This window comes from Oculatella sp. FACHB-28, from assembly GCF_014696015.1.
In the GTDB taxonomy this organism is placed as follows: Bacteria; Cyanobacteriota; Cyanobacteriia; order Elainellales; family Elainellaceae; genus JAAUTN01.
In genome coordinates this window covers 238404-262697 of the sequence record NZ_JACJPJ010000045.1, presented here as the reverse complement: position 1 = coordinate 262697, position 24294 = coordinate 238404, and the positions used below count along the sequence as shown (strand labels likewise).

Annotated in this window: 19 protein-coding genes; 11 read left to right on the top strand and 8 right to left on the bottom strand. The window is 49.1% G+C overall.

Annotation, left to right across the window (positions count from 1 at the left end; translation table 11 throughout):
- Positions 1–287: 287 nt before the first annotated feature.
- From H6F88_RS08255 to H6F88_RS08245, 3 genes are all read left to right on the top strand, one after another.
- A complete protein-coding gene (locus H6F88_RS08255; RefSeq protein ID WP_190642254.1) occupies positions 288–1955 on the top strand; it encodes a radical SAM protein in 1668 nt (555 codons plus the stop codon).
- A 35-nt stretch (positions 1956–1990) separates the two neighbouring features.
- Positions 1991–2809 (top strand): pantothenate kinase, encoded by an 819-nt coding sequence (locus H6F88_RS08250; protein WP_190642253.1) that lies wholly within the window; start codon positions 1991–1993, stop codon positions 2807–2809.
- Between the two features lie 153 nt (positions 2810–2962).
- A complete protein-coding gene (locus H6F88_RS08245; protein ID WP_190642252.1) occupies positions 2963–5311 on the top strand; it encodes a cation:proton antiporter in 2349 nt (782 codons plus the stop codon).
- On the opposite strand, the gene H6F88_RS08240 is transcribed toward H6F88_RS08245, so the two are convergent.
- Positions 5308–5523: an RNA-binding protein hfq gene (locus H6F88_RS08240; protein WP_190642292.1), complete on the bottom strand. Its 216-nt coding sequence runs from the start codon at positions 5521–5523 to the stop codon at positions 5308–5310. The two genes, H6F88_RS08245 and H6F88_RS08240, sit on opposite strands and share 4 nt — an antisense overlap.
- 248 nt (positions 5524–5771) lie before the next feature.
- Between H6F88_RS08240 and dapF the strand changes: the two genes are divergently transcribed.
- Together dapF and H6F88_RS08230 are read left to right on the top strand one after the other, a co-directional pair.
- The gene (dapF, locus tag H6F88_RS08235) at positions 5772–6629 is read left to right on the top strand and encodes a diaminopimelate epimerase (RefSeq protein WP_190642251.1); all 858 of its coding nucleotides are present in this window, start codon (positions 5772–5774) and stop codon (positions 6627–6629) included.
- Positions 6630–6653: 24 nt separating this feature from the next.
- Positions 6654–7373, top strand: coding sequence for a PD-(D/E)XK nuclease family protein (locus tag H6F88_RS08230; RefSeq protein WP_190642250.1), 720 nt, complete (start codon positions 6654–6656; stop codon positions 7371–7373).
- A gap of 240 nt (positions 7374–7613) precedes the next feature.
- On the opposite strand, the gene ndhD1 is transcribed toward H6F88_RS08230, so the two are convergent.
- The 3 genes from ndhD1 to H6F88_RS08215 all read right to left on the bottom strand — a co-directional run bounded on the left by ndhD1 (position 7614) and on the right by H6F88_RS08215 (position 12236).
- The gene (gene ndhD1, locus H6F88_RS08225; RefSeq protein WP_190642249.1) at positions 7614–9200 is read right to left on the bottom strand and encodes a photosynthetic/respiratory NAD(P)H-quinone oxidoreductase subunit D1; all 1587 of its coding nucleotides are present in this window, start codon (positions 9198–9200) and stop codon (positions 7614–7616) included.
- 48 nt (positions 9201–9248) lie between these two features.
- Complete coding sequence (locus tag H6F88_RS08220; RefSeq protein ID WP_190642248.1) at positions 9249–11339, bottom strand: NAD(P)H-quinone oxidoreductase subunit 5; 2091 nt, start codon at positions 11337–11339, stop codon at positions 9249–9251.
- A gap of 174 nt (positions 11340–11513) precedes the next feature.
- Positions 11514–12236: a YdcF family protein gene (locus tag H6F88_RS08215; RefSeq protein ID WP_190642247.1), complete on the bottom strand. Its 723-nt coding sequence runs from the start codon at positions 12234–12236 to the stop codon at positions 11514–11516.
- A 671-nt stretch (positions 12237–12907) separates the two neighbouring features.
- Between H6F88_RS08215 and ctpB the strand changes: the two genes are divergently transcribed.
- Positions 12908–14251: a carboxyl-terminal processing protease CtpB gene (ctpB, locus tag H6F88_RS08210; protein WP_190642246.1), complete on the top strand. Its 1344-nt coding sequence runs from the start codon at positions 12908–12910 to the stop codon at positions 14249–14251.
- A 179-nt stretch (positions 14252–14430) separates the two neighbouring features.
- Here ctpB and H6F88_RS08205 read toward each other — a convergent pair whose 3' ends face one another.
- Entirely contained in the window at positions 14431–14943 is a 513-nt protein-coding gene (locus tag H6F88_RS08205; protein ID WP_190642245.1) for a molybdenum cofactor biosynthesis protein B, read from the bottom strand.
- A gap of 13 nt (positions 14944–14956) precedes the next feature.
- Positions 14957–15292 carry a photosystem II reaction center protein Psb28 gene (gene psb28 / locus H6F88_RS08200; protein WP_190642244.1) on the bottom strand — a complete coding sequence of 112 codons (336 nt, stop codon included), beginning with the start codon at positions 15290–15292 and terminating at the stop codon, positions 14957–14959.
- Between the two features lie 258 nt (positions 15293–15550).
- Between psb28 and H6F88_RS08195 the strand changes: the two genes are divergently transcribed.
- A complete protein-coding gene (locus H6F88_RS08195; protein WP_190642243.1) occupies positions 15551–16675 on the top strand; it encodes a site-2 protease family protein in 1125 nt (374 codons plus the stop codon).
- 110 nt (positions 16676–16785) lie between these two features.
- Here H6F88_RS08195 and ribBA read toward each other — a convergent pair whose 3' ends face one another.
- A complete protein-coding gene (ribBA, locus tag H6F88_RS08190; protein WP_190642242.1) occupies positions 16786–18501 on the bottom strand; it encodes a bifunctional 3,4-dihydroxy-2-butanone-4-phosphate synthase/GTP cyclohydrolase II in 1716 nt (571 codons plus the stop codon).
- 230 nt (positions 18502–18731) lie between these two features.
- Between ribBA and argC the strand changes: the two genes are divergently transcribed.
- From argC to H6F88_RS08170, 4 genes are all read left to right on the top strand, one after another.
- Complete coding sequence (argC, locus tag H6F88_RS08185) at positions 18732–19790, top strand: N-acetyl-gamma-glutamyl-phosphate reductase (RefSeq protein ID WP_190642241.1); 1059 nt, start codon at positions 18732–18734, stop codon at positions 19788–19790.
- A 12-nt stretch (positions 19791–19802) separates the two neighbouring features.
- Complete coding sequence (gene ybaK, locus H6F88_RS08180) at positions 19803–20279, top strand: Cys-tRNA(Pro) deacylase (protein WP_190642240.1); 477 nt, start codon at positions 19803–19805, stop codon at positions 20277–20279.
- Between the two features lie 213 nt (positions 20280–20492).
- Positions 20493–20816: a hypothetical protein gene (locus H6F88_RS08175; protein WP_190642239.1), complete on the top strand. Its 324-nt coding sequence runs from the start codon at positions 20493–20495 to the stop codon at positions 20814–20816.
- A 1-nt stretch (position 20817) separates the two neighbouring features.
- Positions 20818–22881, top strand: coding sequence for a dynamin family protein (locus H6F88_RS08170; protein ID WP_190642238.1), 2064 nt, complete (start codon positions 20818–20820; stop codon positions 22879–22881).
- A gap of 167 nt (positions 22882–23048) precedes the next feature.
- On the opposite strand, the gene H6F88_RS08165 is transcribed toward H6F88_RS08170, so the two are convergent.
- Entirely contained in the window at positions 23049–23651 is a 603-nt protein-coding gene (locus H6F88_RS08165) for a GNAT family N-acetyltransferase (RefSeq protein WP_190642237.1), read from the bottom strand.
- Positions 23652–24294: the final 643 nt, after the last annotated feature.

The window sequence follows — 24294 nt, the reverse complement described above, 5'->3', positions numbered from 1 at the left end:
CGATGTCAACCCTGAAACTCTGAATTTTCACTCAGTCCAATTCATTCTTAATATAAAACCTTGCTGGAAGTACACAGTGTATGTCCGGAATTGCAGTGGTATTGTTCCCCATTGGCTCAGATAAGAATTTCCTAGAAATTACGGAGACAAGGATACGCTTGAGGTAGCAGCAGAGTCAGTGGAGTAGTTCCAATTGTTTACTGATTTAGTCTTGGCTTGCTCAAAAGCACTCATGCAGCATGTTTATTGTTTAGAGTGAAGAAGCCCCTCAAACTGCCTTTCAGCCTGTGAATTCCAGCTTTGCTGCCGAACGCCTCTTGTTTACGCCTGCGACTCCTAGCGCAGACGCAATTCCTACCATTTTTGCTTTTCCGAATGAGTACAGCGTAGGCATTACTAGTCTGGGCTATCAGGTCGTTTGGGCAACGCTTGCGTCTCGAACTGATTTGCAGGTCAGCAGGCTATTTACTGATCTGCACGAGCCTCTGCCTGCTCAGCCAGAACTCTTGGGATTTTCGCTCTCCTGGGAACTCGACTACAGTAATGTCCTGAGTTTACTAGAAGCTTTGGATATTCCCATTCGGGCAACAGAACGTTCATCTCAACATCCTTTAGTGTTTGGTGGTGGTCCCGTTTTGACGGCAAATCCAGAACCTTTTGCCGACTTTTTTGACCTAATTTTGCTGGGCGATGGCGAAAATCTGTTGGGTGATTTTATCGCGGCTTATCAGCAAGTAAGAGGAAGTGATCGCCCCTCTCAACTCCGGCACTTGGCCAAGGTTCCAGGCATTTATGTGCCCAGTTTGTATGAGGTGAGCTATCTCAGCGAAGAGGGGGCGATCGCTTCAATTCAGCCGATGGAGTCAGACATTCCGGCTCAGGTCGAGAAGCAAACTTATCGCGGCAACACCCTTTCTGCTTCGACGGTTGTAACGGAAAAAGCCGCCTGGGAAAATATCTACATGGTGGAGGTCGTGCGTAGCTGCCCAGAAATGTGCCGTTTTTGTCTGGCTAGCTACCTGACGTTGCCCTTCCGCACTGCCAGTTTGGAGGGTTCTCTGATTCCGGCGATTGAGCGAGGCTTGAAAGTTACCGATCGCCTGGGGCTACTCGGTGCCTCGGTGACGCAGCATCCCGAGTTTGAAGCGCTGTTAGACCATCTCAATCAGCCTCAGTATGATTCAGTGCGGCTTAGCCTAGCTTCAGTCCGCACCAACACCGTCACGCCCAAGCTAGCCGAAACGCTGGTTAAACATGACACTCGCTCCATTACCATCGCGGTTGAAAGTGGCTCTGATCGTCTGCGTCAGTTGATTAACAAGAAGCTCACCAATGACGAAATTACTCAAGCAGCAATCCATGCGAAGGCAGGTGGCTTGAGTGCGCTGAAGCTCTATGGCATGGCTGGCATTCCCGGTGAGGAACCGGACGATCTTGACCAGACGGTAGAAATGTTGCGGGCGGTAAAACGGGCGGCTCCGGGACTGCGGTTGACCTTTGGGTGTAGTACGTTTGTGCCCAAGTCTCACACCCCGTTTCAGTGGTTTGGGGTGGATTCACAAGCAGAAAAGCGGCTAAAACTGCTGCAAAAGCAGTTGCGTCCACAGGGGATTGATTTTCGCCCTGAAAGCTATAGCTGGTCGGTGATTCAAGCGCTTATTTCAAGGGGCGATCGCCGTCTTTCAAAACTTTTAGAACTAGCCCGACACTACGGCGACTCGCTGGGCAGCTACCGCCGTGCTTTCAAGCAGCTAAAAGGGCAACTCCCCGATTTAGACTTTTATGTTCACGAAAACTGGTCAACCGAGCAGGTATTGCCCTGGAGTCATCTGCACGGTGCACTGCCTCAATCTACTTTGCTCAAGCATTTAGACTCTGCAATGGAGCATTTTCCGGTCGCTTCAGCAAAGGATGTTCAAATTGCAGATGCTGAATTAGTCGTAGCGCAGCCCTAGAATAATCTCTGTCCCTCAGAGCGGACACGTCAAGAATGGGTGTGACTGGTTTGTCTGAAAGTACCTGGTTAGCTTTGGCGATCGGAAATTCTCGGCTGCATTGGGCCTGGTTTGAAGACGACGCGCTAAAGCAAACTTGGGATACGCCACATTTGTCGATTGAGGCGATCGCCACCCTAACCGCTCCCTCGCTGCATTTTTCCCCTTCCAATGACTTGCCCGAAAATCTGCAAAATGCTGTTCCGCCACAACTCGCTTCACTTCTAGGTCAACAGCCGCTTCTACTAATTGCTTCCGTTGTCCCTAATCAAACAACTTTGTGGCAGTCTTACCCTAAAGCTTCGAAAATTTGCCTTGACCACATCCCTCTACGAGGAACCTATCCCACCTTAGGAATCGATCGCGCTCTGGCAGTCTGGGCAGCCATAACAATTTGGAATTTGCCCGCGCTCGTCATCGATGCCGGAACCGCTCTAACCTTTACTGGTGCAAACGAAGGGCAACTGGTAGGCGGCGCAATTTTGCCTGGATTGCAATTACAGTTGCGATCGCTTACCCAAACCGCAGCCCTACCCCTCCTTGATAGCCAAATTGCTGCTCCTACCCGTTGGGCAACTCATACAGCAGACGCAATTTATAGCGGAATTTTGTACACCCTTCTAGCAGGGATACGTGATTTTGCTGAAAGCTGGCTAGAGAAATTCCCTGAAAGTGCGATCGCCCTCACGGGCGGGGACAGTGCCCTACTTTTTGCTCACCTTCAACAACGGTTCCCCGATCTTGCTGCCCAGATTGACGTTGCTCCAGCCCTAATCTTTCAGGGAATGCAAGCGGTTAAACGGCAACACCTTTAATCTTGTTGTCATTTGTCCTTCATCGTAGGCGCTGGTAGAGAATGATCCCCTATCTTGTCAAGTCTCCCAGCAAATAGAAAAACTCTGTATTCTGTAGATTAAGAGACTTAAACTTCCTCCTAGTTTTTTTAATTTTCTCTTCGCGGAAATTCTGTGCAAGAAGACTTCAGGCTGATTGTTGATTTGGTCATTGTTTTAGCGGCAGCAGCAGGGGGTGGCTTACTAGCCTCCCTGTTGAAGCAACCCGTGCTGCTTGGGTATTTGGTTGGTGGCGTTGTCGTTGGTCCAGCAGGTCTGGGTCTAGTCAAGGAACTGATTCAAGTCGAAACGTTAGCCCAGTTTGGCGCTGCATTCCTACTGTTTGCCCTAGGTGTGGAGTTTTCTCTGACAGAGCTTAAAAAAGTTCAGGGAATTAGTTTGGGCGGTGGTGGACTGCAAATTCTATCGACCATTCTAATCACTGCACTGCTATCGGTGGCGATCGGTTGGGTGACATCACCTGTACAGGGTGTTTTCCTGGGAGCAATTTTGTCGCTCTCATCAACTGCAGTCGTGCTGAAGTGCCTCATGGAGCGCAACGAAACCGAAACTCCTCACGGGCGCGTGATGTTGGGTATTCTGATTGTGCAAGACTTGGCACTGGGCTTAATGCTGGCGGTGCTGCCTGCGTTAGATCGGCCCTACGACGAGATCGGACTAGCGGTAGGTTTGGCTCTACTGAAAATTGCGCTATTGGCGGGGGCGGCTGTTGTTGCCGGAATTTGGCTAATTCCACCATTACTGCGATTTCTAGCACGAACTGAAAGCCGCGAATTGTTTTTGCTAGGCGTTGTGGCGCTTTGTCTGGGCATTGCTCTGCTCACCGAATCACTAGGGCTATCGATTGAGATGGGCGCGTTCATCGCCGGACTGATGATCTCGGAGGTTGAGTACGCTGATCAGACTTTGACTTATGTAGAACCCATCCGCGATATTTTTGCGACTCTATTTTTTGCGGCGATCGGTATGTTGATCGACCCAGTTTTTCTCTGGAATAATCTAGAGCTAATCTTGGGGCTGGTGGCACTGGTGCTGCTGGGCAAATTTCTGATTATCACGCCACTGGTTAAAGCCTTTCGCTACCCGTTGAAAACTGCACTCATTGTAGGTTTGGGACTAGCTCAAATTGGTGAGTTTTCCTTTGTGTTAGCTAGCAAAGGACAAATGTTGGGGTTAGTTTCACGACGGGTTTACCTGCTAATTTTAGGCACGACAGCCGTAACTTTGGTTGTTACGCCGTTTGTACTGCGGTTTGTGCCGCAGCTATTTGTTTGGGCGGAAATGGTGCCCTGGCTCAAGCGCTACATGGAAAGTTCAGATCGGGCATTTGAAGTGGCAGAAGAATTGCCGCTGCAAAACCATGTGGTGGTCTGTGGCTATGGGCGGGTTGGACGCAATATTGTAAGACTGCTGCAAGACCATGATTATCCGGTAACGGTGGTTGATCAGTCAGAGCAGGCAATTCAGCAACTCCGCGAAGCGGGAATTCCCTATGTCTATGGCAATGCGGCAAGTCTGCATGTGCTGGAAACGGCTGGGGTAAATCAGGCATCGGGAATGGCGATCGCTCTCCCTGACCCAATGAGTACTCGCTTGTGTCTGAAGCGATCGCTAGAATTAGCACCGGATCTGGATGTAGTCGTCCGCGCCTATCAAGACAAAGACATCGAGCTACTGTACCAACTGGGAGCTAGAGAGGTCGTACAGCCGGAGTTTGAAGCCAGTTTAGAACTTTCGACTCACCTGTTGGTGACGATGGGCTTACCGCTGCCGTTTATTCAGCGAGAGGTCGAGCAAATTCGTGACAGTCACTACCTCGATTTTCGTCCAGAACGGTCATCCAAAGAGGTGGCACGAGATCTGCGGGTTGCGGCTCAGGATATGAGCAACAAGTGGTACACCCTGCCTCAAGATTCTCCTTTGACGGGAATGACCCTAGAAGAAGCCGATTTGCGTCGTCTGACTGGTGTGAGTCTGATGGCAATTCGTCGGGCTGAAGGGGAAGAGTTAGACTATCCTGACTCTCAAACAGCACTGAAACCGGGCGATCGCCTTTTAGTTGTAGGCGAATCAGATGAGTTAGGGGCATTTGACGAACTGGCAAAAGGAGAAATGCCCGTTCCAACCAAGGCGTTGTCCTGCCAATGGGTCATGCTGTCCGCAAATAGCCCAATCGCTGGCAAGACCCTCTCTGACCTTAACCTCAGTCGCGAATACGAGGTGCAGGTACAGGCGATTCGGCGGGAAGGCAAATTTCTGCGCTTTCCTGATGGCTCTGCGGATCTGCAAGCGGGCGATCGTCTCCTCCTCTGCGGCACCGTCACTAGTCTGATGAGGGTGCAGCAGGTGATTAGTTCACAAATGCCTTTGCCCAATCTCCAGATTCCCACCGTTAAGGTGCAAGTCGGAGAAACTCTTCAGGAATATTTGCCGCTCGATAGCCTACGCGAACCCAACAATTAAAACTTTGGCTTCATATAAACGATTGCTTGCCGCCAAACAATCGTCGGCTGGTCGTACTGATCCATCAGGCAAATACAGTGCTGGTCTTGCCAGCGCAACTTTCCCACAATCAGATCATCTGTAACCAGCTTCAGTTCAATTTCTCGCTCTTCTCGAATTAAGGTTTGAATTTGCCGAATGCTAGGAAGCCCAGTCTCTAACTCGTTTGCCATCATTTCTACCATAAGAATTTAGGTCGGTGGAGGTTAGCTATCGGTCATGGTCGTTGGTGACTACGACGAACCAAAAAGACTACACCCCTCACCAAAACTGCTATAGAACTCACAGATTCAGCTTACAGCGAACGGCGGATGGGTGCCATAGCAATCCTGCACTGCAATTCCTGGATGGGTAAAAAGTCGCTCATCGTCATCGTAGTTTTCTAATATCGCTAATAATTGATCAGGGCATGGAGAGAAGTATGACCATCGAATTTACTAAGTATCACGGACTGGGTAACGACTTTATTCTGATTGATAATCGTCATCAGGTAGACCCTGTATTGACACCAGAGCAGGCGGTGAAATGGTGCGATCGCCACTTTGGCATCGGCGCAGACGGCGTAATTTTTGCGCTGCCTGGACAAGACGGCACCGACTACACTATGCGAATCTTTAACTGCGATGGCTCTGAGCCAGAAATGTGCGGCAATGGCATTCGCTGTCTAGCGAGGTTTCTATCCGACCTGGAAATTGCTGATAGCGGTTCTTCCAAGCCTGCCTTTAAAATTCACACGCTAGGCGGAGTTATAACTCCCAAACTAGAAGCCAACGGGCAGATTACCGTTGATATGGGGTTGCCTCAGCTGCTTGCTGGAGAAATTCCCACCACGCTGGCTGCTGCTGACCAGAAGGTCATTGACCAGCCGTTAGAAGTCGCTGGTCAAACCTGGCAAGTCACCTGTGTCAGCATGGGCAATCCCCATTGCATCACCTTTGTTGAAGACGTAGCGGCTGTACCTCTAGAGCAGCTCGGACCCCAGTTTGAGCATCATCCCGTCTTTCCTAAGCGAATTAATACCGAATTCATCGAGGTTGTTCGCCCCGACTACTTGAAAATGCGCGTCTGGGAACGTGGAGCTGGAATTACTCTAGCTTGCGGTACGGGAGCCTGTGCCTCACTGGTTGCGGCAGTGTTGAATGAAAAGTGCGATCGCCGCGCCACCGTTGAGCTACCTGGTGGTTGCCTCGAAATCGAATGGTCAGCCTCCGACGAGCGCCTCTACATGACCGGCCCAGCCACCCGCGTCTTCATCAGCGAAGTTTTCCCCAACCTCTAACCCCCACCCAACCTCTAATCCCTAATGCCCACCCTCCGCCTGCTCCCGACTTACCGTGCTAAGTCCGTCCGTGAAGGCGGGCAAAGTTACTTTGTCGATAGCCACGGAGTACGCTTGCCCAGCGTTACTACTATTCTCAACGTCACCAAACCTCAAGCTGACCGGGAAGCACTGGCACAGTGGCGATCGCGTTTGGGCACTACCGAAGCCAACCGTGTCGCTAGCACTGCCAGCCGCCGGGGAACGCTCACCCACAAGCAAATTAAGAACTATCTCCTGGGAGAGGAAAGCGATTGCCCAGAAACCGCCCAGCCCTACTGGGAAAGTTTACAACCCGTTCTGGTAGATATTGAGGACGTGCGGCTGGTTGAGAGCTCTGTGTTTCACTATGACTTGGGCTACGCCGGGAAGGTAGACTGCATCGCTAGCTATCAAGGCGAGCCTTGTGTTTGTGATTGGAAAACTGCCGACAAGCCCAAAGGTTCAGTCGAGCGGCTACACGACGGCCCATTACAGCTAGCCGCTTACTGCGGGGCAGCAAACCATTGCTACCCAGAACAGGACTTAAAGCTGAGAAGTGCGCTATTAGTCGTCGCGATTTCAGGACAACCCGCGGAAGTATTCCGGTTCAGTGCAGAGGCACTGCTGGACTACTGGCAGCAGTGGCAGGCGCGAGTAGAGCTGTTCTACCGAATCAGGCGATCCCCAATTCCTGGAACATTACCAGCGGGAGGAAAAAGTTGACAATAAAAATGCCCCAAACACAAACGCCTTCACCAAAATGTTGCTGCAGATATTAGCGGGCGCTGAGGCAAAATTTCTAGTTAGCGAATGGACATAGCTGAAGAGTCTTGACCAATTCCAAGACACGGCTAAAGGAATCTTGGGCGATCGCTGTTTCAAGTGGTTGCTGCGCTACAAATTGAGGACAAAAAAAGAGGAAAGGACTTGCCTTTCCTCTTTACTCAACGAATTGACGTTGTATTATTTAGCGATCGCCGGAGCCCGAAATATTTGAGCCGCCAACGGTTCTCTTACCTGAGCTTGCTCAGCCAGAGTCGGGACTGAATCCCGCAAACGAGCAGTAAGCTGAATCGTTTTAGAATCATAAACCTGAGTCAGCAGCTTTGGATAAAAACCAATGCCAATAATTGGGATCAGCAAACAAGCAATGATAAACACCTCACGCGGCTCTGCATCAACCAAAACTTCGTGAGAAGTCAACTCCTTGTTTTCTGGACCGAAGAAGATCTCCCGCAGCATGGACAGCAGATAAATTGGCGTGAGAATGACACCCACTGCTGCTAGGAAGACTACCAGAACCTTAAAAGTCACGCTGTAAGCATCACTCGTCGCAAAACCTACAAATACCATCAGTTCCGCAACAAACCCGCTCATTCCCGGTAGCGCCAGAGAAGCGAGAGAGCAAGTGGTAAACATGGCGAAAATCTTCGGCATCTGCTTTCCTACACCACCCATCTCATCCAGGATCAGGGTGTGCGTCCGGTCATAAGTTGCTCCAACTAGGAAGAACAGACTCGCTCCAATCAAGCCATGCGACACCATCTGCAACACTGCACCGCTCAACCCCAAATCGGTGAACGATGCAATCCCAATCAGCACGAAGCCCATATGGGAAATAGAAGAATAGGCAATCTTACGCTTCAGGTTGCGTTGGGCAAACGATGTGAGAGCTGCATAAATGATGTTCACCACGCCTAGGATCACCAAAATTGGCGCAAAGTAAGCGTGAGCACCGGGCAGCATTTCTGCGTTCATTCGCACTAGGGCATAGCCGCCCATTTTCAACAGAATTCCTGCTAGCAGCATGTGAACAGGTGCCGTTGCCTCGCCATGTGCGTCGGGTAGCCAGGTATGCAGCGGGAAGATCGGTAGCTTGACGGCGTAGGCAATCAGAAATCCGGCATAGACAAGAAGCTGGAAATTGAGGGGGAAGTCTTTTGCCATAAGCGATCGCATGTCAAAAGTGACAGTATCGCCGTAAAACGCCATCGCTAGCGCCGCAATTAGGATAAACAGCGAACCACCAGCCGTGTAAAGGATGAACTTGGTTGCCGCATATAAGCGTTTTTTGCCGCCCCAGATCGAGAGCAAAAAATAAACCGGAACGAGTTCTAGCTCCCAAACTAGGAAGAAAAGCAGCATATCCTGCACCGCAAAGACAGCGATCTGACCGCCATACATTGCCAGCATCAGGAAGTAAAACAGCTTCGGCTTTAGCGTTACAGGCCAAGATGCCAAAATTGCCAGCGTAGAAATGAACCCAGTCAGCAAAATTAGCGGCATTGACAAGCCATCTGCCCCAACCGACCAGTTCAGGTCGAGGGAAGGAACCCAGGCATAGCTTTCAACCAGCTGCATCCCCGGATCGGAGAGGTCGTATTGCGTGTAAAAAGCGTAAGAAATGATTGCAAAGTCGATTAGTCCAACAATTAGGGCATACCAGCGAACTGTTTTGCCATCCTTATCTGGGATCAAGGGCACCAGCAAGGAGGCAACTACAGGAAGCAAAATGATCGTGGTAAGCCAGGGAAAATTGGCAGTATCCATTAGCTCAGTTTTTTATCAGCGATAGGATTTGGGTTGGGAGATGAGGGTTTAGGTAATACCGGAGATCAGAACTAAGCCCAGAACTGCTCCAAATACTATCAGGGCATAGAACTGTGCCCGTCCATTTTCCAGATATTTTAGGCCTTCGCCTGTAATCAGGGTGACGAGGCCGGCCAGGTTGACAATACCATCGACAATTCGCACGTCTACTTCTAGAACCTGTCTTGCCAAACGGCGGCTGCCTTTGACGAACACAGCATTGTAGATGTCGTCGATATACCACTTATTCAGTGATAGGTTGTAGAGCGGCTGAATCGTTTTGGCAATCGCTCCTGGATCAATCTTGAAGGACAGATACATCAGCGAAGCCAGCGTGATCCCGATTAGCGCGATCCCCACTGAGCTACCGCCCATGACCAGGAATTCGGTCCATTCAAACTCGGCTGGAATTTCGAGAGGAGGAAATCCGGCGATCGCTTCTTCTCCCGGTGGGTGGATAAACGCTTCAAAGTAGTTAGCGAAAGGCGTTCCCACTAGACCAATTAAGATCGAGGGAATCGCCAACAAGATTAGCGGCAGCGTCATTGTAGCGGGTGACTCATGAGGAGTATCGCTGTGATGTCCTTCATGCGCTTCATGGTCGTGTAGCTCAGGCACATCCGTCGTCAACTCTTTAGAGTTCATTGCGCCAGGGCCAAAGGCTAGTCCTAAACGCTGAAGCTGCTCATTCTTAAGCTGATTTTTGATGCTATCGTTCTTGCCGCGAAACTCACCTTCAAAGGTCATGAAGTACATGCGGAACATGTAGAACGCCGTGATTCCAGCCGTTAGCCAACCAATCGCCCAGAGGATTGGGTTCACCTCAAAGGTAGAACCTAAAATTTCATCCTTTGACCAAAAACCAGCAAATGGCGGAATTCCAGAGATTGCTAGCGTGCCAATCAAGAAGGTAATTGCTGTCGCAGGCATGTACTTCCGCAAGCCGCCCATCAAACGCATGTCCTGAGCAAACACGGGATCATGCCCCACGACAGACTCCATGCCGTGAATCACCGAGCCAGAGCCAAGAAATAGCATTGCCTTGAAGTAAGCGTGAGTCATCAGGTGAAACAACCCAGCGCCATAAGCACCAGCGCCCATCGCCATCACCATGTAGCCCAACTGAGACATTGTGGAGTAGGCAAGTCCCTTCTTGATGTCATTCTGGGTAATCGCGATGCTGGCTCCCAAAAATGCGGTGAAAGCTCCCGTCCAGGCAATGATATTCATTGCGTCGGGCAAGCCCTCGAATAGCGGAAACATCCGCGCAATCAAAAATACTCCAGCGGCGACCATCGTTGCAGCGTGGATTAGCGCCGAAATTGGAGTAGGGCCTTCCATCGCGTCAGGTAGCCAGACATGCAGTGGAAACTGAGCTGACTTTGCAACAGGACCAAGGAAAACCAGGATAGCAAAAAGGCTAGCTAGACCCACACTGAGGGATCCAGATTGAACGAGTTCCTGGAGGCGATCGCCAATCTCGTTAAACTCAAAGCTACCTGTAGCCCAGTACAGCGCCAAAATACCTAGCAACAAGCCAAAGTCACCGACACGGTTAGTTACAAACGCCTTCTGACAAGCATCCGCAGCCGCCTTGCGGTCATACCAGAAACCGATCAGCAGGTAAGAACACATACCCACCAGTTCCCAGAAGATATAGACCTGTACCAGGTTGGGGCTAATGACCAGCCCTAACATTGAGGAGCTAAACAAACTCAAATAAGCATAGAAGCGAACATAGCCAGGATCATGTGCCATGTAGCCATCGGTGTAGATCATCACCAGAAAAGCTACCGTTGTCACAATTACCAGCATCAGAGAAGTCAAATGATCGATGGTATAGCCCATCGTCAAGTGAAAATCTCCAGCGGCTGCCCACTCGATAATCCGGTTATAAGGGGGATGTCCCTGAATTTGGCTCCACAGCAGGGCAAAGGAGAAAACCATCGCTGCCCCAATCAGGGAGACGATGAATACAGAACTACCCTGCCGAAACTTATTAACTGTCTTGCCATACGAGACTAAGCCCATTCCGATTAACATTGCCCCTGCTAAAGGCAACACTGGGATCAGCCACGCATACTGATATATGAATTCCATGACTCACGCCTACTTCAACTTTCTTCACTGAGTTGGCAAAACCGCTTTCATTGTGACACAGACTGGTATCGGAAGTTTCTCACCAAAGGCACAGCCGTTCAATTGTTGCATTCTCAAAACATATCCTTGACATTTAAGAAACTCTTTGGATTAAGAACCTGGATTGAGGATCTTCTAACTTCCTTCTAAATTGCCCTGATGTTCACAGCGAAAGCCTTCTTGTCGCCAGCTATTGATGTCTACAGAGGAAAGCGATCGCACTCCTGAACATTTAGGTTGGTAGAACTGTCCGGCGATCGCCCAGACTAAACTTCTTCCTACGTCTAACCCCGTTTTCGTCCAGGATTCTTGATTTCCTGGAACACCCTGCTCTGTAACAATTTCTGGCTCGACCCAAATTCCGTGTGCTCCTAGCAAGATTTGAGCCAACCACTTTGCTCTAGGCAGATGACTTCCAGACGTAATCAACCCAACTTTATGGACGTTCCACTGCTGCAAAATGGGTGTGCCGAAATAAAAGTTACCAAACGTGGACTGAGCACAATCTTCTATCCAAACCTGATCCATAGGAGCATTAGCGCGTTGAAAAATTAGCCAGATGCATGGATCTTTAGAGCCAGTAGAGATCAAAATCGGTATTTCAGGATGCTGTTTTGTAAGTTCTGCCGCATAGATTTCTCGTTGAATGCTGCCTCCAAGAACGAGGTAGGCATCAATGGGGGCAGTTGCAGCCGAACGTAAAGTAATCAAATTCACTAACAGCCAACTGCAAAACAACAGTCCCAGTCCTACTAGTGCAGTACGAATTGGGTGATGGGCAATTTTTCTATGCCAGGAACGTTTTTTTGAATGAGGAAAAGAAGACTGACCCACTTTCGAGCGTTTGGCTTTTGGCATTGAAAGTCCAACATCAAAACAGCATTTAGTAAATTTTGTTCACGATTTTTCAGATTAGTCGAGGAGAAGGGGTTAAATTAGCGAGAAATAATCAGCGAAGCATCATTGCTTTAACTCAGCTTCACAAGTTCTTAGTATTAAAAGCTTTTTATTCAAGATGCTTTATCTTAAAAACGCCAACCTGCCTAAGGACATTGAATATTTAAGGACACCAAACAAAACTGTCACACGATTGACACAGCCTGACTAAACTGCTTGAGTATGCTGAAAAGCACGCCTTTAGGGAGATGTCTGAAGTTTTGCCCCAACTGCTCAGAAGACCTAGCGATCGCCCCCAACAGATTACCTAAGCATTAACCAGGTAAAACTTGTTGCTCTAACTTTAGGAGCTCCATGTCAGTCTGCAATCTCTACAGTCCAGTGACTTTGTAAACAGTTGAATAGGCTAAATCGAATTAAAAGGTTAAATAATTGCTAGTCCAGCAATAGCCTCACAGTTTGATGGTTCCAGTGATCCTTCAGTTTTTGGTGCTACTGCTTCTTCGCTCTGACTACCTATCTGCTCCTTTTGTCTCTCTAATTTTTGTTCCCTACCTGCTTTTGCCGGTGCATTTCGTGAACCCTGCTGTCTGACTTAAACCCTGTATCCAACCCTAGTCCTATACCCTTCAATGCATCAATCTTCCTGGCTCTCCAACTTGCTGCATACAGCCCTATTCAGTGGGGCGATCGCGACAACAACAACCCTTTCACTTCTCAGTCCAACGTTTAGCCCTTCTGTCCAAGCTTCTCTACAAGACAGTCCCAAAGCAGTATTGGATGAAGCGTGGCAAATCGTTTATCAGGAATATGTCGATCCCAGCTTCAATCAGGTTGATTGGCAGGCGGTGCGTCAAGATCTGCTAAGTGCTGACTACGCCTCTGAGCAGGAAGCCTATGAGGCATTACGGGATGCGTTAGAGCGATTGGAAGATCCATACACTCGCTTTATGGACCCTGAACAGTATCGGGCATTGACTCGCCAAACATCAGGAGAATTGTCTGGAGTCGGCATTCGGCTTGAGCTTAATTCAGAAACGAATGCGTTAACGGTCGTTGAACCCCTACAAAATTCTCCTGCTTCCGCAGCGGGGATCAGAACTGGCGATCGCATTTTGGCGATCGATGGCAGATCTACCAGTGGCATGTCAGTAGAAGATGCCTCTCGCTTGATTCGGGGTGAAGCAGGTACCGAAATTACTCTGCGAGTTAGCCGCAGCGGTTCTGAAGCCTTTGACATTCCGCTGACCCGTGCCCGAATTGAGTTGCCCACGGTTCGCTACAGTTTGCGTCAGGAAGGAAACACTAAGATTGGCTATATTCGCCTAGGCGAGTTTAGCAGCCACGCGGCCGACCAGATGCGTCGCGCCATTCGGGATTTATCAAACCAGGGTGCAGAAGGATTCGTTTTAGATTTACGAGGTAATCCGGGTGGTTTGCTGCAATCCAGCATCGACATTTCTCGGATGTGGATTGAGGCTGGAGACATTGTGCGAACGGTCGATCGCAATGGAGCTAGCCGAGAAACGAGCGCTAATCACACCGCTCTCACTGAACTGCCCTTGGCTGTGCTGGTAGATAACAACTCTGCTAGTTCCAGCGAGATTCTCACGGGCGCATTGATGGACAATCGTAGAGCAACCGTTGTCGGTAGCCAAACCTTTGGAAAGGCGTTAGTGCAATCGGTTCACGCCCTGGAAAACGGTGCTGGTTTGGCTGTTACCATTGCTCACTATTACACCCCTGCTGGCACCGATATTAGCCATCGCGGAATTACGCCTGATGTTGAGATCAACTTGACCGATTCACAGCGGCAAAGGCTAGCTTCTACACCCACGCTGTTGGCGACAACGGACGCTGATCCCCAGTATGCAGGAGCGATCGCTGCTCTACAGCCTGACATCGTAGCTAATCGAAATCAGCAGCCCGTTCAACCAATTAGCATTGGGCAAGAGCGGATGAATTCGCCCCAATAAAACGCAGGTATCAGTGCTGAATCAAAAAATGGGGAAGGTTAAATCCTTCCCCATTTTTCATTTACTTTTTTCCCAGTTGAAGATTAAGTGCTAAAAGATTTAGGGATGCATCTCTGAATCTTTTAGTAGAAAAGGAGTAACTGTTAGGACAATTGCCATAAATCCAGCAATCTCTAGTGCTACTTTCCGATTTCAGGATTAAGCTGTTGGACCAGATGGACAATTTCTGGCAAAATCAGCCGCTCAACTGCCAGCTTAACTGCACCGCTAGAACCCGGTAAGGAAAAAATTAGCTTAGAACGATAAACTCCAGCAACTGCTCGTGAGGCGATCGCCCTAGAGCCAATTTCTTGATAGCTCAGCCAGCGAAAGAGTTCGCCAAAACCAGGCAAAACCTTTTCAAGCAAACGCTCGATCGCATCGTAAGTTGTATCCCGTGGTGCGATCCCGGTACCACCGTTTAAGATTACAGCCTCCAAATCGTCCCGTAAACAAAGTGCCTTAAGCTGTTGCTGAATCTGCTCCGGTTCGTCTTTAACAATGACGTACTGAATAAGAGGATGTCCGGCAGCCTGAAGTAACTCTTGAATTAGCTGACCGCTGCGATCAGTCTCAGGGGAACGAGTGTCGCTGACCGTGATTACAGCACAGCCAATTGCAATCGGACGGGGATCAGGATGGGGAACAGCCATAGTGCTTGCAAAATCAGGATTTGTTAAACCCTAGCCCATTCTCTTCGGCATATCGATTCATAAAGCGCATGAAGCGCTCCCAATCCTCTGCGCTTCTCATGATATAAATCGCCTCAAGGGCTTCAGGTTGTCCGTTGACAAACTTTGCTTTTACTTCTTTTGTTGATAACTCGCCCTCTTCGTCAATCAGATACATCCCGGTAATTTCAGTAGTACTGTCATTTGCCAGAGCTTTAGGATTTTGAAAATAAAACGTGGCCGTACCGTTTGTGCCATCTTTTGCACGAGTCAAACGAACATCAGGAATGACCTCTTCGATCACTCCTCTAGAGAATTCAATTTGAGCCATAATCTTCCTATTCCGGCTGCTTAGTGTGGGCTTAAATTATCATCTTCCCATTATCCGTAACACCAGGGAACACATCCAGGAGGACAGATTCAGTTCAAGCTGCTTCTAGACGTTTTGGCTATTTCTATCTCTTGACCGAACTGATTAGGACGGACATTACATCAGTTGATGGATTTAAGGATTATTTATATTTCGTTACGATCATCTATGGAAAGATTGAGAAAAGCGCGCTTATTCGCCTAGTTCAAAGGTAATGGTATGAACGGCAATTTAAGAGTCGGCAATTTATTTGGAATTCCTTTTTACGTCAACCCGTCGTGGTTCCTCGTTTTAGGTTTAGTTACCTGGAGCTACGGCAGTGGTCTAGTGGCTCAGTTTCCTGAGTTAGGTGTTACTGCCTGGGGATTGGGGCTTGTGACGGCTCTGTTGCTGTTTGCCTCTGTTCTGGCGCACGAACTGGGACATAGTTTTGTGGCAATGGCTCAGGGAATCGAGGTGAAATCGATTACTCTGTTTATCTTTGGTGGACTTGCCAGCTTGGGAGAAGAGTCAAAGACTCCCGAGGGTTCCTTTAAGGTAGCGATTGCCGGACCCCTAGTCAGCTTTGTCCTCTTTGGGTTGTTCACAGCAGTCAACTTGCTACTAGACCTACCGAATGCTTTAACTGCAATCGTGGCGCTTCTCTCCTATATCAACCTTGCTTTAGGTGTATTCAACTTGATCCCCGGCTTGCCGTTGGATGGGGGTAACGTCCTTAAAGCAATAGTCTGGAAGATTACAGGCAAGCCTTATAAGGGAGTAGCATTCGCGAGCCGCGTCGGTCAATTTTTTGGTTGGGTTGGAGTTGCGCTAGGAATTCTCTCAGTTTTGGGACTGAGCAGCGTGGGCAGCATTTGGACGCTGCTGATCGGCTGGTTCTTGTTGCAGAATGCAGGGCGATCGGCTCAGTCTGCAACTGTTCAGGAAAAGCTGAGTGGGCTGACTGCTGGAGACGCAGTTGATCCCGACAGCCCTATTGTGTCAGCTAGCAGTTCTCTTAGAGAGTTTGCGAATGGCTACATCATTGGCAACGAAAAGAACTGGCAAAAGTTTCTAGTAACCGACGAAAACGGTCAGTTGGTGGGTGAAATTTCTGTTGATAGCATGAAAACCATTCCAACTAACGACTGGTGGGACGTGCAGGTGAAGGAACTGATGCAGCCCATTGACCAAGTTAACACTGTGCCCTCAGACAAGCCGCTGCTAGAAGTGATTGGATTGCTGGAGGAGAAGAAGCTTCCTGCCCTAGTTGTAATTCGCGACAATGGCGTGCTGGTTGGGTTGTTAGAAAAGGCTTCAATCGTTCAACTTCTCCAGAAGAAAGCAGAAGCTGAAGCTGCTTGATCCGTTAGCTGGCTGAGTGAATAGCGGGACGCTGGGTTTCTTCAAGGCTGACTGCCATAGAGTGAAAAAGCACAGGGGGCAATGCCCCCTGTGCTTTTTCACTCTATCTTTCAATTGTTGGGTGCGTGGCTAGAAAAGACGTAGACCCGCTGAGTTTCCAGGCGATCGCAGATTGACGAAGGCTTAACTGAATCAGCCGTTGGTTCTTGGTCTAACCGGAAAATTTGCCGGTCTAGCTGTATCTGCAACGTAGTCATCGGGTCGCCACCTGGAGAAATCAAGAACTCTAGCTGCTGGACAGATTGCCAAGTCGCTAGGTTGTCAAGAATTTCAGCGATCGCCCGCACATAAGGATGTCCTGCGTCTTGATACCAGTCAGGCGCAGCAACACTAGGCTGATCAAATCCCAAATGGAAGGTGAGAGAAGATTTGCCGAAGAGGGCGATCGCCACTGGACGTGCCTCTTCCTGCAAAATTAAGTCGTGGCTTCTTGCCATGTAGCGCAGCTTTTCTAGTCGCTCATAGCGCTCAGTGGGCGATCGCAAATCATCTTGCCACTGAATTGCCACTGTCACCAAGAAGGTTTGCAGCAGCAAATGTCCTAACTTCTCAGCTTTGGTCGCTAGGTAAACTGAGTTGTGGGAAGTTGTCTCAATTAGCAGCGGCACTCGGTCCACCATTTCCAGCCCGTAACCCTTTAAACCCGCTATTTTGCGCGGATTGTTGGTGATCAGGCGAAACTGCTGAACTCCCACATCGTTAAGAATCTGGGCACCGATACCGTAGTTGCGCTGGTCAGCAGGAAAACCTAGCCGCTGGTTTGCTTCCACCGTATCTAAACCCAAATCTTGTAACGAGTAAGCCTTGAGCTTGTTTACCAGCCCAATTCCCCGTCCCTCCTGCCGCAGGTAAACCACTACGCCTGCCCCAGCAGATTCAATCATTTTGAGAGCAGCCTGAAGCTGCATTCGGCAGTCGCACCGCAGCGAACCCAGCGCGTCTCCCGTCAGACACTCGGAGTGAACCCGCACCATCACAGAATGATCCTTGAAAGTCTCGGGATCGCCTTTAACGATCGCCACATGTTCTGAGTTGTCCAACAGGTTTCGGTAGCCGTAAATCTTAAACTTGCCAAACTCACTCGGTAAATCAGCAATTGTTTCTCGTTGGACAAACCGCTCATGTTGGAGCCGATAGCTGATCAGATCAGCAATGCTGATGATTTTTAGACGATGAAATTTGGCGTATTCGATTAGCTCTGGTAGTCGCGCCATCGAGCCATCGGGATTTTGGATTTCGCAAATTACCCCAGCCGGATACAGCCCTGCCAACCTGGACAAATCTACGCCGGCTTCGGTGTGCCCTGCCCGTTTTAGCACTCCCCCTTCTTTTGCCCTGAGTGGAAAGATATGTCCCGGTCGGCGCAAGTCACCCGGCTTTGTTTCAGGGTTGAGCGTTACCTGAATCGTTCTAGCTCGATCCTCAGCTGAGATTCCAGTTGTCACACCCAGATGTAGCGCTGCATCGATGCTGACGGTAAAAGCAGTTTGCTCGTTACTATCTTCAAAACTTCTGCCACTGACCATTAGCGGCAAATCGAGCTGATCCAGGCGATCGCCCGTCATTGCCAGGCAGATTAGCCCTCTGGCCTCAACCGCCATGAAGTTGATCATATCTGGCGTGGCAAACTGAGCCGCACAGATTAAATCGCCTTCATTCTCTCGGTTCTCGTCATCCACTACCACAATGGACTTGCCTGCTTTTAGGTCAACCAGGGCAGCCTCGATTGAGTCAAATTCAAAACCTGACGGATGTAGCGATTCCACAGGAAATTCCCAATAGATAACGACGTAAACTTTTCTGAAGTTCGTTAATCCAATTCTAGCCCGTTTGGTTGAAGAGTTGAATCAGCGGTGATCACGAGCAGACAGAGACAATTGTAACCATCCCCCGAAAACCTGATTTTAGTACTACAATGCTGCATTTAGAGACACAGTGATCAAGTTAGAATTACTGCGCTTCTAGAAAAACCTTTTAAGTAAGAGCTTTAGACATCATGGGTGATTCCAGGCGCGTGCCAGTTGGGATTGTAGGAGCGTCAGGCTACGGTGGAGTGCAACTGGTGCGGCTGCTAGTTGAGCACCCAGAAGTTGAGCTAGTTTATCTGGGCGGTGAAAGCAGCGCCGGAAAATCTTTTGCTGACCTTTATCCGCACCTGGGACATCGGGTAAATTTGACGGTCGAGGCACCTGATCTGGAGACGATTGGCGATCGCTGCGAAGTCGTTTTTCTCTCCTTGCCCAATGGATTAGCCTACAAGATGGCTCCGACACTGCTGCAAAAAGGCTGCAAGGTGCTAGATCTCTCAGCAGACTACCGATTTGACGACCTGGAAACCTATCGCGCCTGGTATGGAGGCGACCGCACCGATCAGACAGTGGCGGAAACCGCTGTCTATGGGTTGCCTGAGATTTATCGCGATCGCATCGCCGAAGCTCAACTCGTTGGCTGTCCTGGTTGTCATGTCACTGCTAGTCTGTTAGCCCTCTCACCTTTAATGAAGCAAGGGTTAGTTGTTCCTGAAACGGCTGTAATTGATGCCAAAACAGGTACCTCTGGCGGTGGGCGGCAGGCAAAGACACATTTGCTCCTAGCAGAGGCTGATAACTCCATCAGCGCCTATGGCGTAGCGCGACACCGCCACACCCCTGAAATTGAGCAGGTTTGTAGCGCCCTGGCAGGTCACGAGGTCATGGTGCAGTTTACGCCCCACCTGATCCCAATGGTGCGCGGTCTGCTGGCAACGGTCTACGCAACGCTGCGCGATCCTGGATTGGTAACAGACGATCTAATTACCATCTACCAGGCTTTTTATCGGGCTTCCCCCTGGGTAAAAGTCTTGCCGAGTGGCACCTATCCCCAAACCAAATGGGCCTGCGGCACCAACCTCTGCTATATCGGTATTGAAGTCGATCCGCGTACCGATCGCATCATCGTCATGTCGGCGATCGACAACTTAATGAAAGGTCAGGCAGGTCAGGCAATTCAGTGCCTTAACCTGATGATGGGCTGGAAAGAGACACTGGGTTTACCGCAACTCAGCTTCTATCCCTAAGCTCCACCTTCTATGAAAACTAATGCAGTACGGATTCTGGACAATTTAGGCATTGCCTATGAACTCCGGAGTTACGAAGTTGATCCAGAAGATCTAGCAGCCGAACGAGCCGCTGAGAAAATTGGACTACCGCCTGAGCAAGTTTTCAAAACCCTTGTTGCCAGAGGCGATCGCCAGGGAGTTTGCCTTGCCGTAATTCCTGGTAGCGATCAGCTTGATTTGAAAGCACTAGCGAAGTTAACGGGCGATCGCAAAGTAGACACCGTTGCCCTTAAAGAAGTACAGCCCCTCACAGGCTACATTCGGGGTGGCGTTACCGCTTTAGCCTGCAAAAAAGACTATCCCGTGTATATCGATGAGACGGTTGAGCTATTTGACCAGGTTGCCGTCTCAGCAGGCGTTCGCGGCACGATGATTCTACTAGCTCCAGCAGACTATCTGAGTGCGGTGAAGGGAAAGGTAGGGGCGATCGCCAAAAGCAAGCTCTAGTAGAAATTTGAGCAATCTAACCTGTAGTCCAAATTGCCTAGGGGCGTAGCATTCGGGCAAAAATTCTCGCTTCATTCCGAGGTCTATCTGCCGAACGCCACGCCCTTACACCCCTGTACAGTAAAGACTCATATCCTAGGCAGTACCAAGTTGGGAAGGCTAAAGTCGTAGAACATTCACCCAGAATTTTCGCCGACACCCTAACAGACATCTATGAATTCTGATAAAAGACAGCAACTTCAGCAGTGGGAGCAAGAGTTGCGCGACCGTGAGTTAGCAGTTCGTTTGCGGGAGTTAGAAGCAGAAATTAGTCAACAGCAATCTTCACGTCACGCTCAGCTCAAGAATGCTGCACCCCACGCTCAACCGCTCAATTTCCTCAAGCGCTTCTACAGAAAGCTAGAGAACGTCGCCAAATTTATCGGAATCGTGGTGTTGGTAGTTATTGGCATTCAAATTGCGAGTTGGCTAGCAGGCACATTTATCGTAATCGGAATTGTTTGGTTGGCTTACAAGATCTTTTTTGAGAACGATTAACATGAGCTACAAAGTCGAAACGCATAATTTTTTGCAAGACCTTGACCGAATTTTCAAAGTGCGTCAAGAAATTGCCGATTATTTAGAAACCATTTCTGAAACGCTCACAACCGCAGAGTCTGCAGCTGCAGAAGCCTCTGGCAAGTTGGGTTTAGACCAAGAGATTGCAGATATTGGCATTGCCGGAAAGAATTTACGTCAGGGTGCATTTCGACTGCTCATTCTGGGCGACATGAAACGAGGTAAAAGCACATTTCTCAATGCGCTGATTGGCGAAAACCTGCTGCCTAGTGACGTGAATCCCTGTACTGCGCTGCTAACGATTCTTAAATTTGGTGCTGAGAGACGAGTCACGGTTCACTTTAATGACGGCAAGCCACCAGAGCAAATTGATTTCAAGCTGTTTAAGCAGCGTTACACAATTGATCCCCAAGAAGCAAAACAGCTAGAACAACAGCAACAGCAGGCATTTCCTGATGTTAGTCACGCAGTCGTGGAATATCCGCTGCCGTTACTAGAAAAAGGTGTTGAAATTGTTGATAGTCCGGGATTAAACGATACCGAAGCTCGAAATGAACTGTCGCTTGGCTACATCAACAATTGCCATGCTATTCTATTTGTCCTACGGGCATCACAGCCTTGCACCCTAGCAGAACGCCGTTATCTAGAGAACTACATCAAAGATCGCGGTCTGTCGGTTTTCTTCTTGATTAACGCTTGGGATCAGGTAAAGGAAGGACTGATTGATTCCGACGATTCAGAAGAACTTGAAGAAGCAGAGAGCAAACTGCGAAAAGTCTTTCACACTAATCTGGTGGATTACTGCCAGGTAGACGGGCAGGACACTTATGATGAGCGGGTGTTTGAAGTTTCCGCCATACAAGCGCTGCGACGACGAATTAAGGATGCCTCCGCTTCACTGGAGGGCACAGGCTTTCCAGAATTCATGGGCGCGCTCAATACTTTTCTGACGCAAGAGCGGGCGATCGCTGAATTTCGCCAGTCCAGAACGTTGTCTCGTCAGGCTAACCTCCGAGTTCAACAAGCCGTCGAACGGCGCATTCCCCTCCTCGGTCAAGATGTAGAGGAGTTGAAACAGCGAATTAGCTCTGTAGAGCCAGAATTCACTAAACTGAGCCAAATTCGAGATGAGTTTTGCGATGAGATTCGACGAATGCGCGATCGCAAAGCAAGGGCGATCGCCGACTCCTTCCGTACCTATGTGCTTAGTCTAGAAAATACCTTTGAGCAGGACTTTTTGCGCTACCAGCCCTCAGACCTACAGTTTCTAGATTTCTTTAGCGAAAGCAAACGAGAGCAGTTCAATCGCTCTGCCCAGCAGGGGTTTCAGCAGTACGTCAACGACAAATTTTTTGCCTGGACGCTCACCGCCGAGAAAGATCTGGAGTCAGCCTTCGCTGAACTGTCCCAGAGTGCCGCAAGACATGGCGCATCTTACACCGGAGTAACCGATCAAATTACTGAAAAGCTCACAGGACAGGACATTCAAACTCGACTGAACCTATCGGGGGAGGACGACACTACTCCTGGTTGGGCGAAATGGGCGATGGGCCTTTTCTCGTTGGCGGGAGGCAATCTTGCTGGAGCAGCCCTAGCAGCTACAGGGTTTGATTTCAAAAGCATCTTGCTGAATCTTGTTGCAACTTGGGGAATTACACTGCTATTTGCGCCAATTTTGGGTCCTTTTGGTATTCTGTTAGCTGGATTAGGGGTTGGGGCACTTCAGGCAAATGATGCACGTAAACAGTTTGCCAAAGCAATCAAAAAAGAACTGGTCAAACACTTGCCCCAAATTGCTCAAGAGCAGTGGCAGCCCATCTACAGTGCCGTGCAGGAGTGCTTTGATAGCTATGACCGAGAAGTCGCCAAGCGAATCGATGAAGACATTCAGTCGCGCAAGGCAGAACTGGACAATCTGCTGCAACAAAAAGAAACTCGTGAAATCAATCGAGATGCAGAACTGGCAAGACTGCGATCGCTAGAAGCAACTATTGCTGACCAGTCTCAAAGAGTTGAAGTCGCCTATCAATCCTTACTGTCTTGATCTCGCGTACATTGCCCAGCTTCTTTCAAGGGTCAACAACCATTCGCCTCTGCTTTGTAGGAACGCAACTACAGGGGAGCGTTTAAGTTGAGTTCTCTAGCAGAGAAGCGGTCGCCTTTACAGCGACCATAAAAGCCATCTCTACGATCCCGCATATAGTCCTTAGCTCATTCACCCAGATGCTTATACATGAGGATCTGTCTGGGTTGTCCGAGAAACCAGTGGCTCAGGCTGGATTCAGCATGTTTAATTTGGTAGCCAGCCTTACGATAGAGCCGTCGTGCCTGAAAGTTATTTTCCAACACGTGTAGATATAGTTCCTGAAAACCCCATTCCAAAGCGACCCGTTCGCAGGTCAAAAGCAATTGTTGAGCGACCCCTTGTCTTCGATATTCGCGCTGTACAGCCAGGTTAGACACGTACAGGTAGGCATGGCTGCGAGGTTGCCAAAACGATTGGGTGCGTAATCCCATTTCAACCGTTCCCACTAAGTTTTCCTCTCCTAGCGGGTAGCTTGACGCTTGTGGGGTAGCTTGATTGATTGCAACAAGGCAAACATAGTGGTCAGTTTTTGTCCGCAAGCGGTTTCGCAGGTCTTCATAAATGCCCATGCGAAACAGTGGATAAATCCAGCCGATTACACCTTCTTTTATGTGAAAGCTACTGGAAAGTACGTCTGCAAGGCGGTTTAGATCTTGTTGCCGCGCCGTTCGGACTAAAACTGGAGCGGCATTTGGGCGATCGCTAGACTCCCATTGATTGAATACCAAGGATGATAAAACACCTGTGTTGAGATAAGGACACTAGCGCTTTGCGCTTAAGAGATAGAATGTCCTCTCATTTTAATCCTGAGACTCCCCAGTATGAATTGTATTAAGAGAATGGCAACTCACATTTTGGGGCTAGATCTCAAGTTGGTCAGGGTTGAAAACTGTTTAGATAATTTTTACAACAATAAATTTTGCAAGTTTTTATGTCTTGAAGTAATGTTAATTAACGCTGCTGCAATGAAGGCAATTTCTAGTTAGCCAAAGGTTAATCAGCTCTACCTATGGTTAATCAGCTCAAACCTGTTCCTGGCTTAACTGCCTGAAAAATTAGCAGCTTTTGCCACAGACTTTCTCCTAACACTCAAGGCACAATAAGTGTAGAAGCACAGTTTTGTTTGCTTGAGTAGAATTGGATAGGTTTTAGAAGGGTGCAGTTTAGGGTGCGGCTTTACGGTTAGGCTCGCGCACAGCGGTAATATTTGGGTAGGGGTATCTACAGGTGAGGCTGAAATCCTAAGGGAACGCTAGGATGCTTTTCAGGTTGCGATCGCTATCTCCAGGTTCAAAGCTACATTTAACCGCGAGATAACCGAAAGATGGACAAGATTCTAGATCAGGATTTCGCGTTGCCTTTTGTCGATAA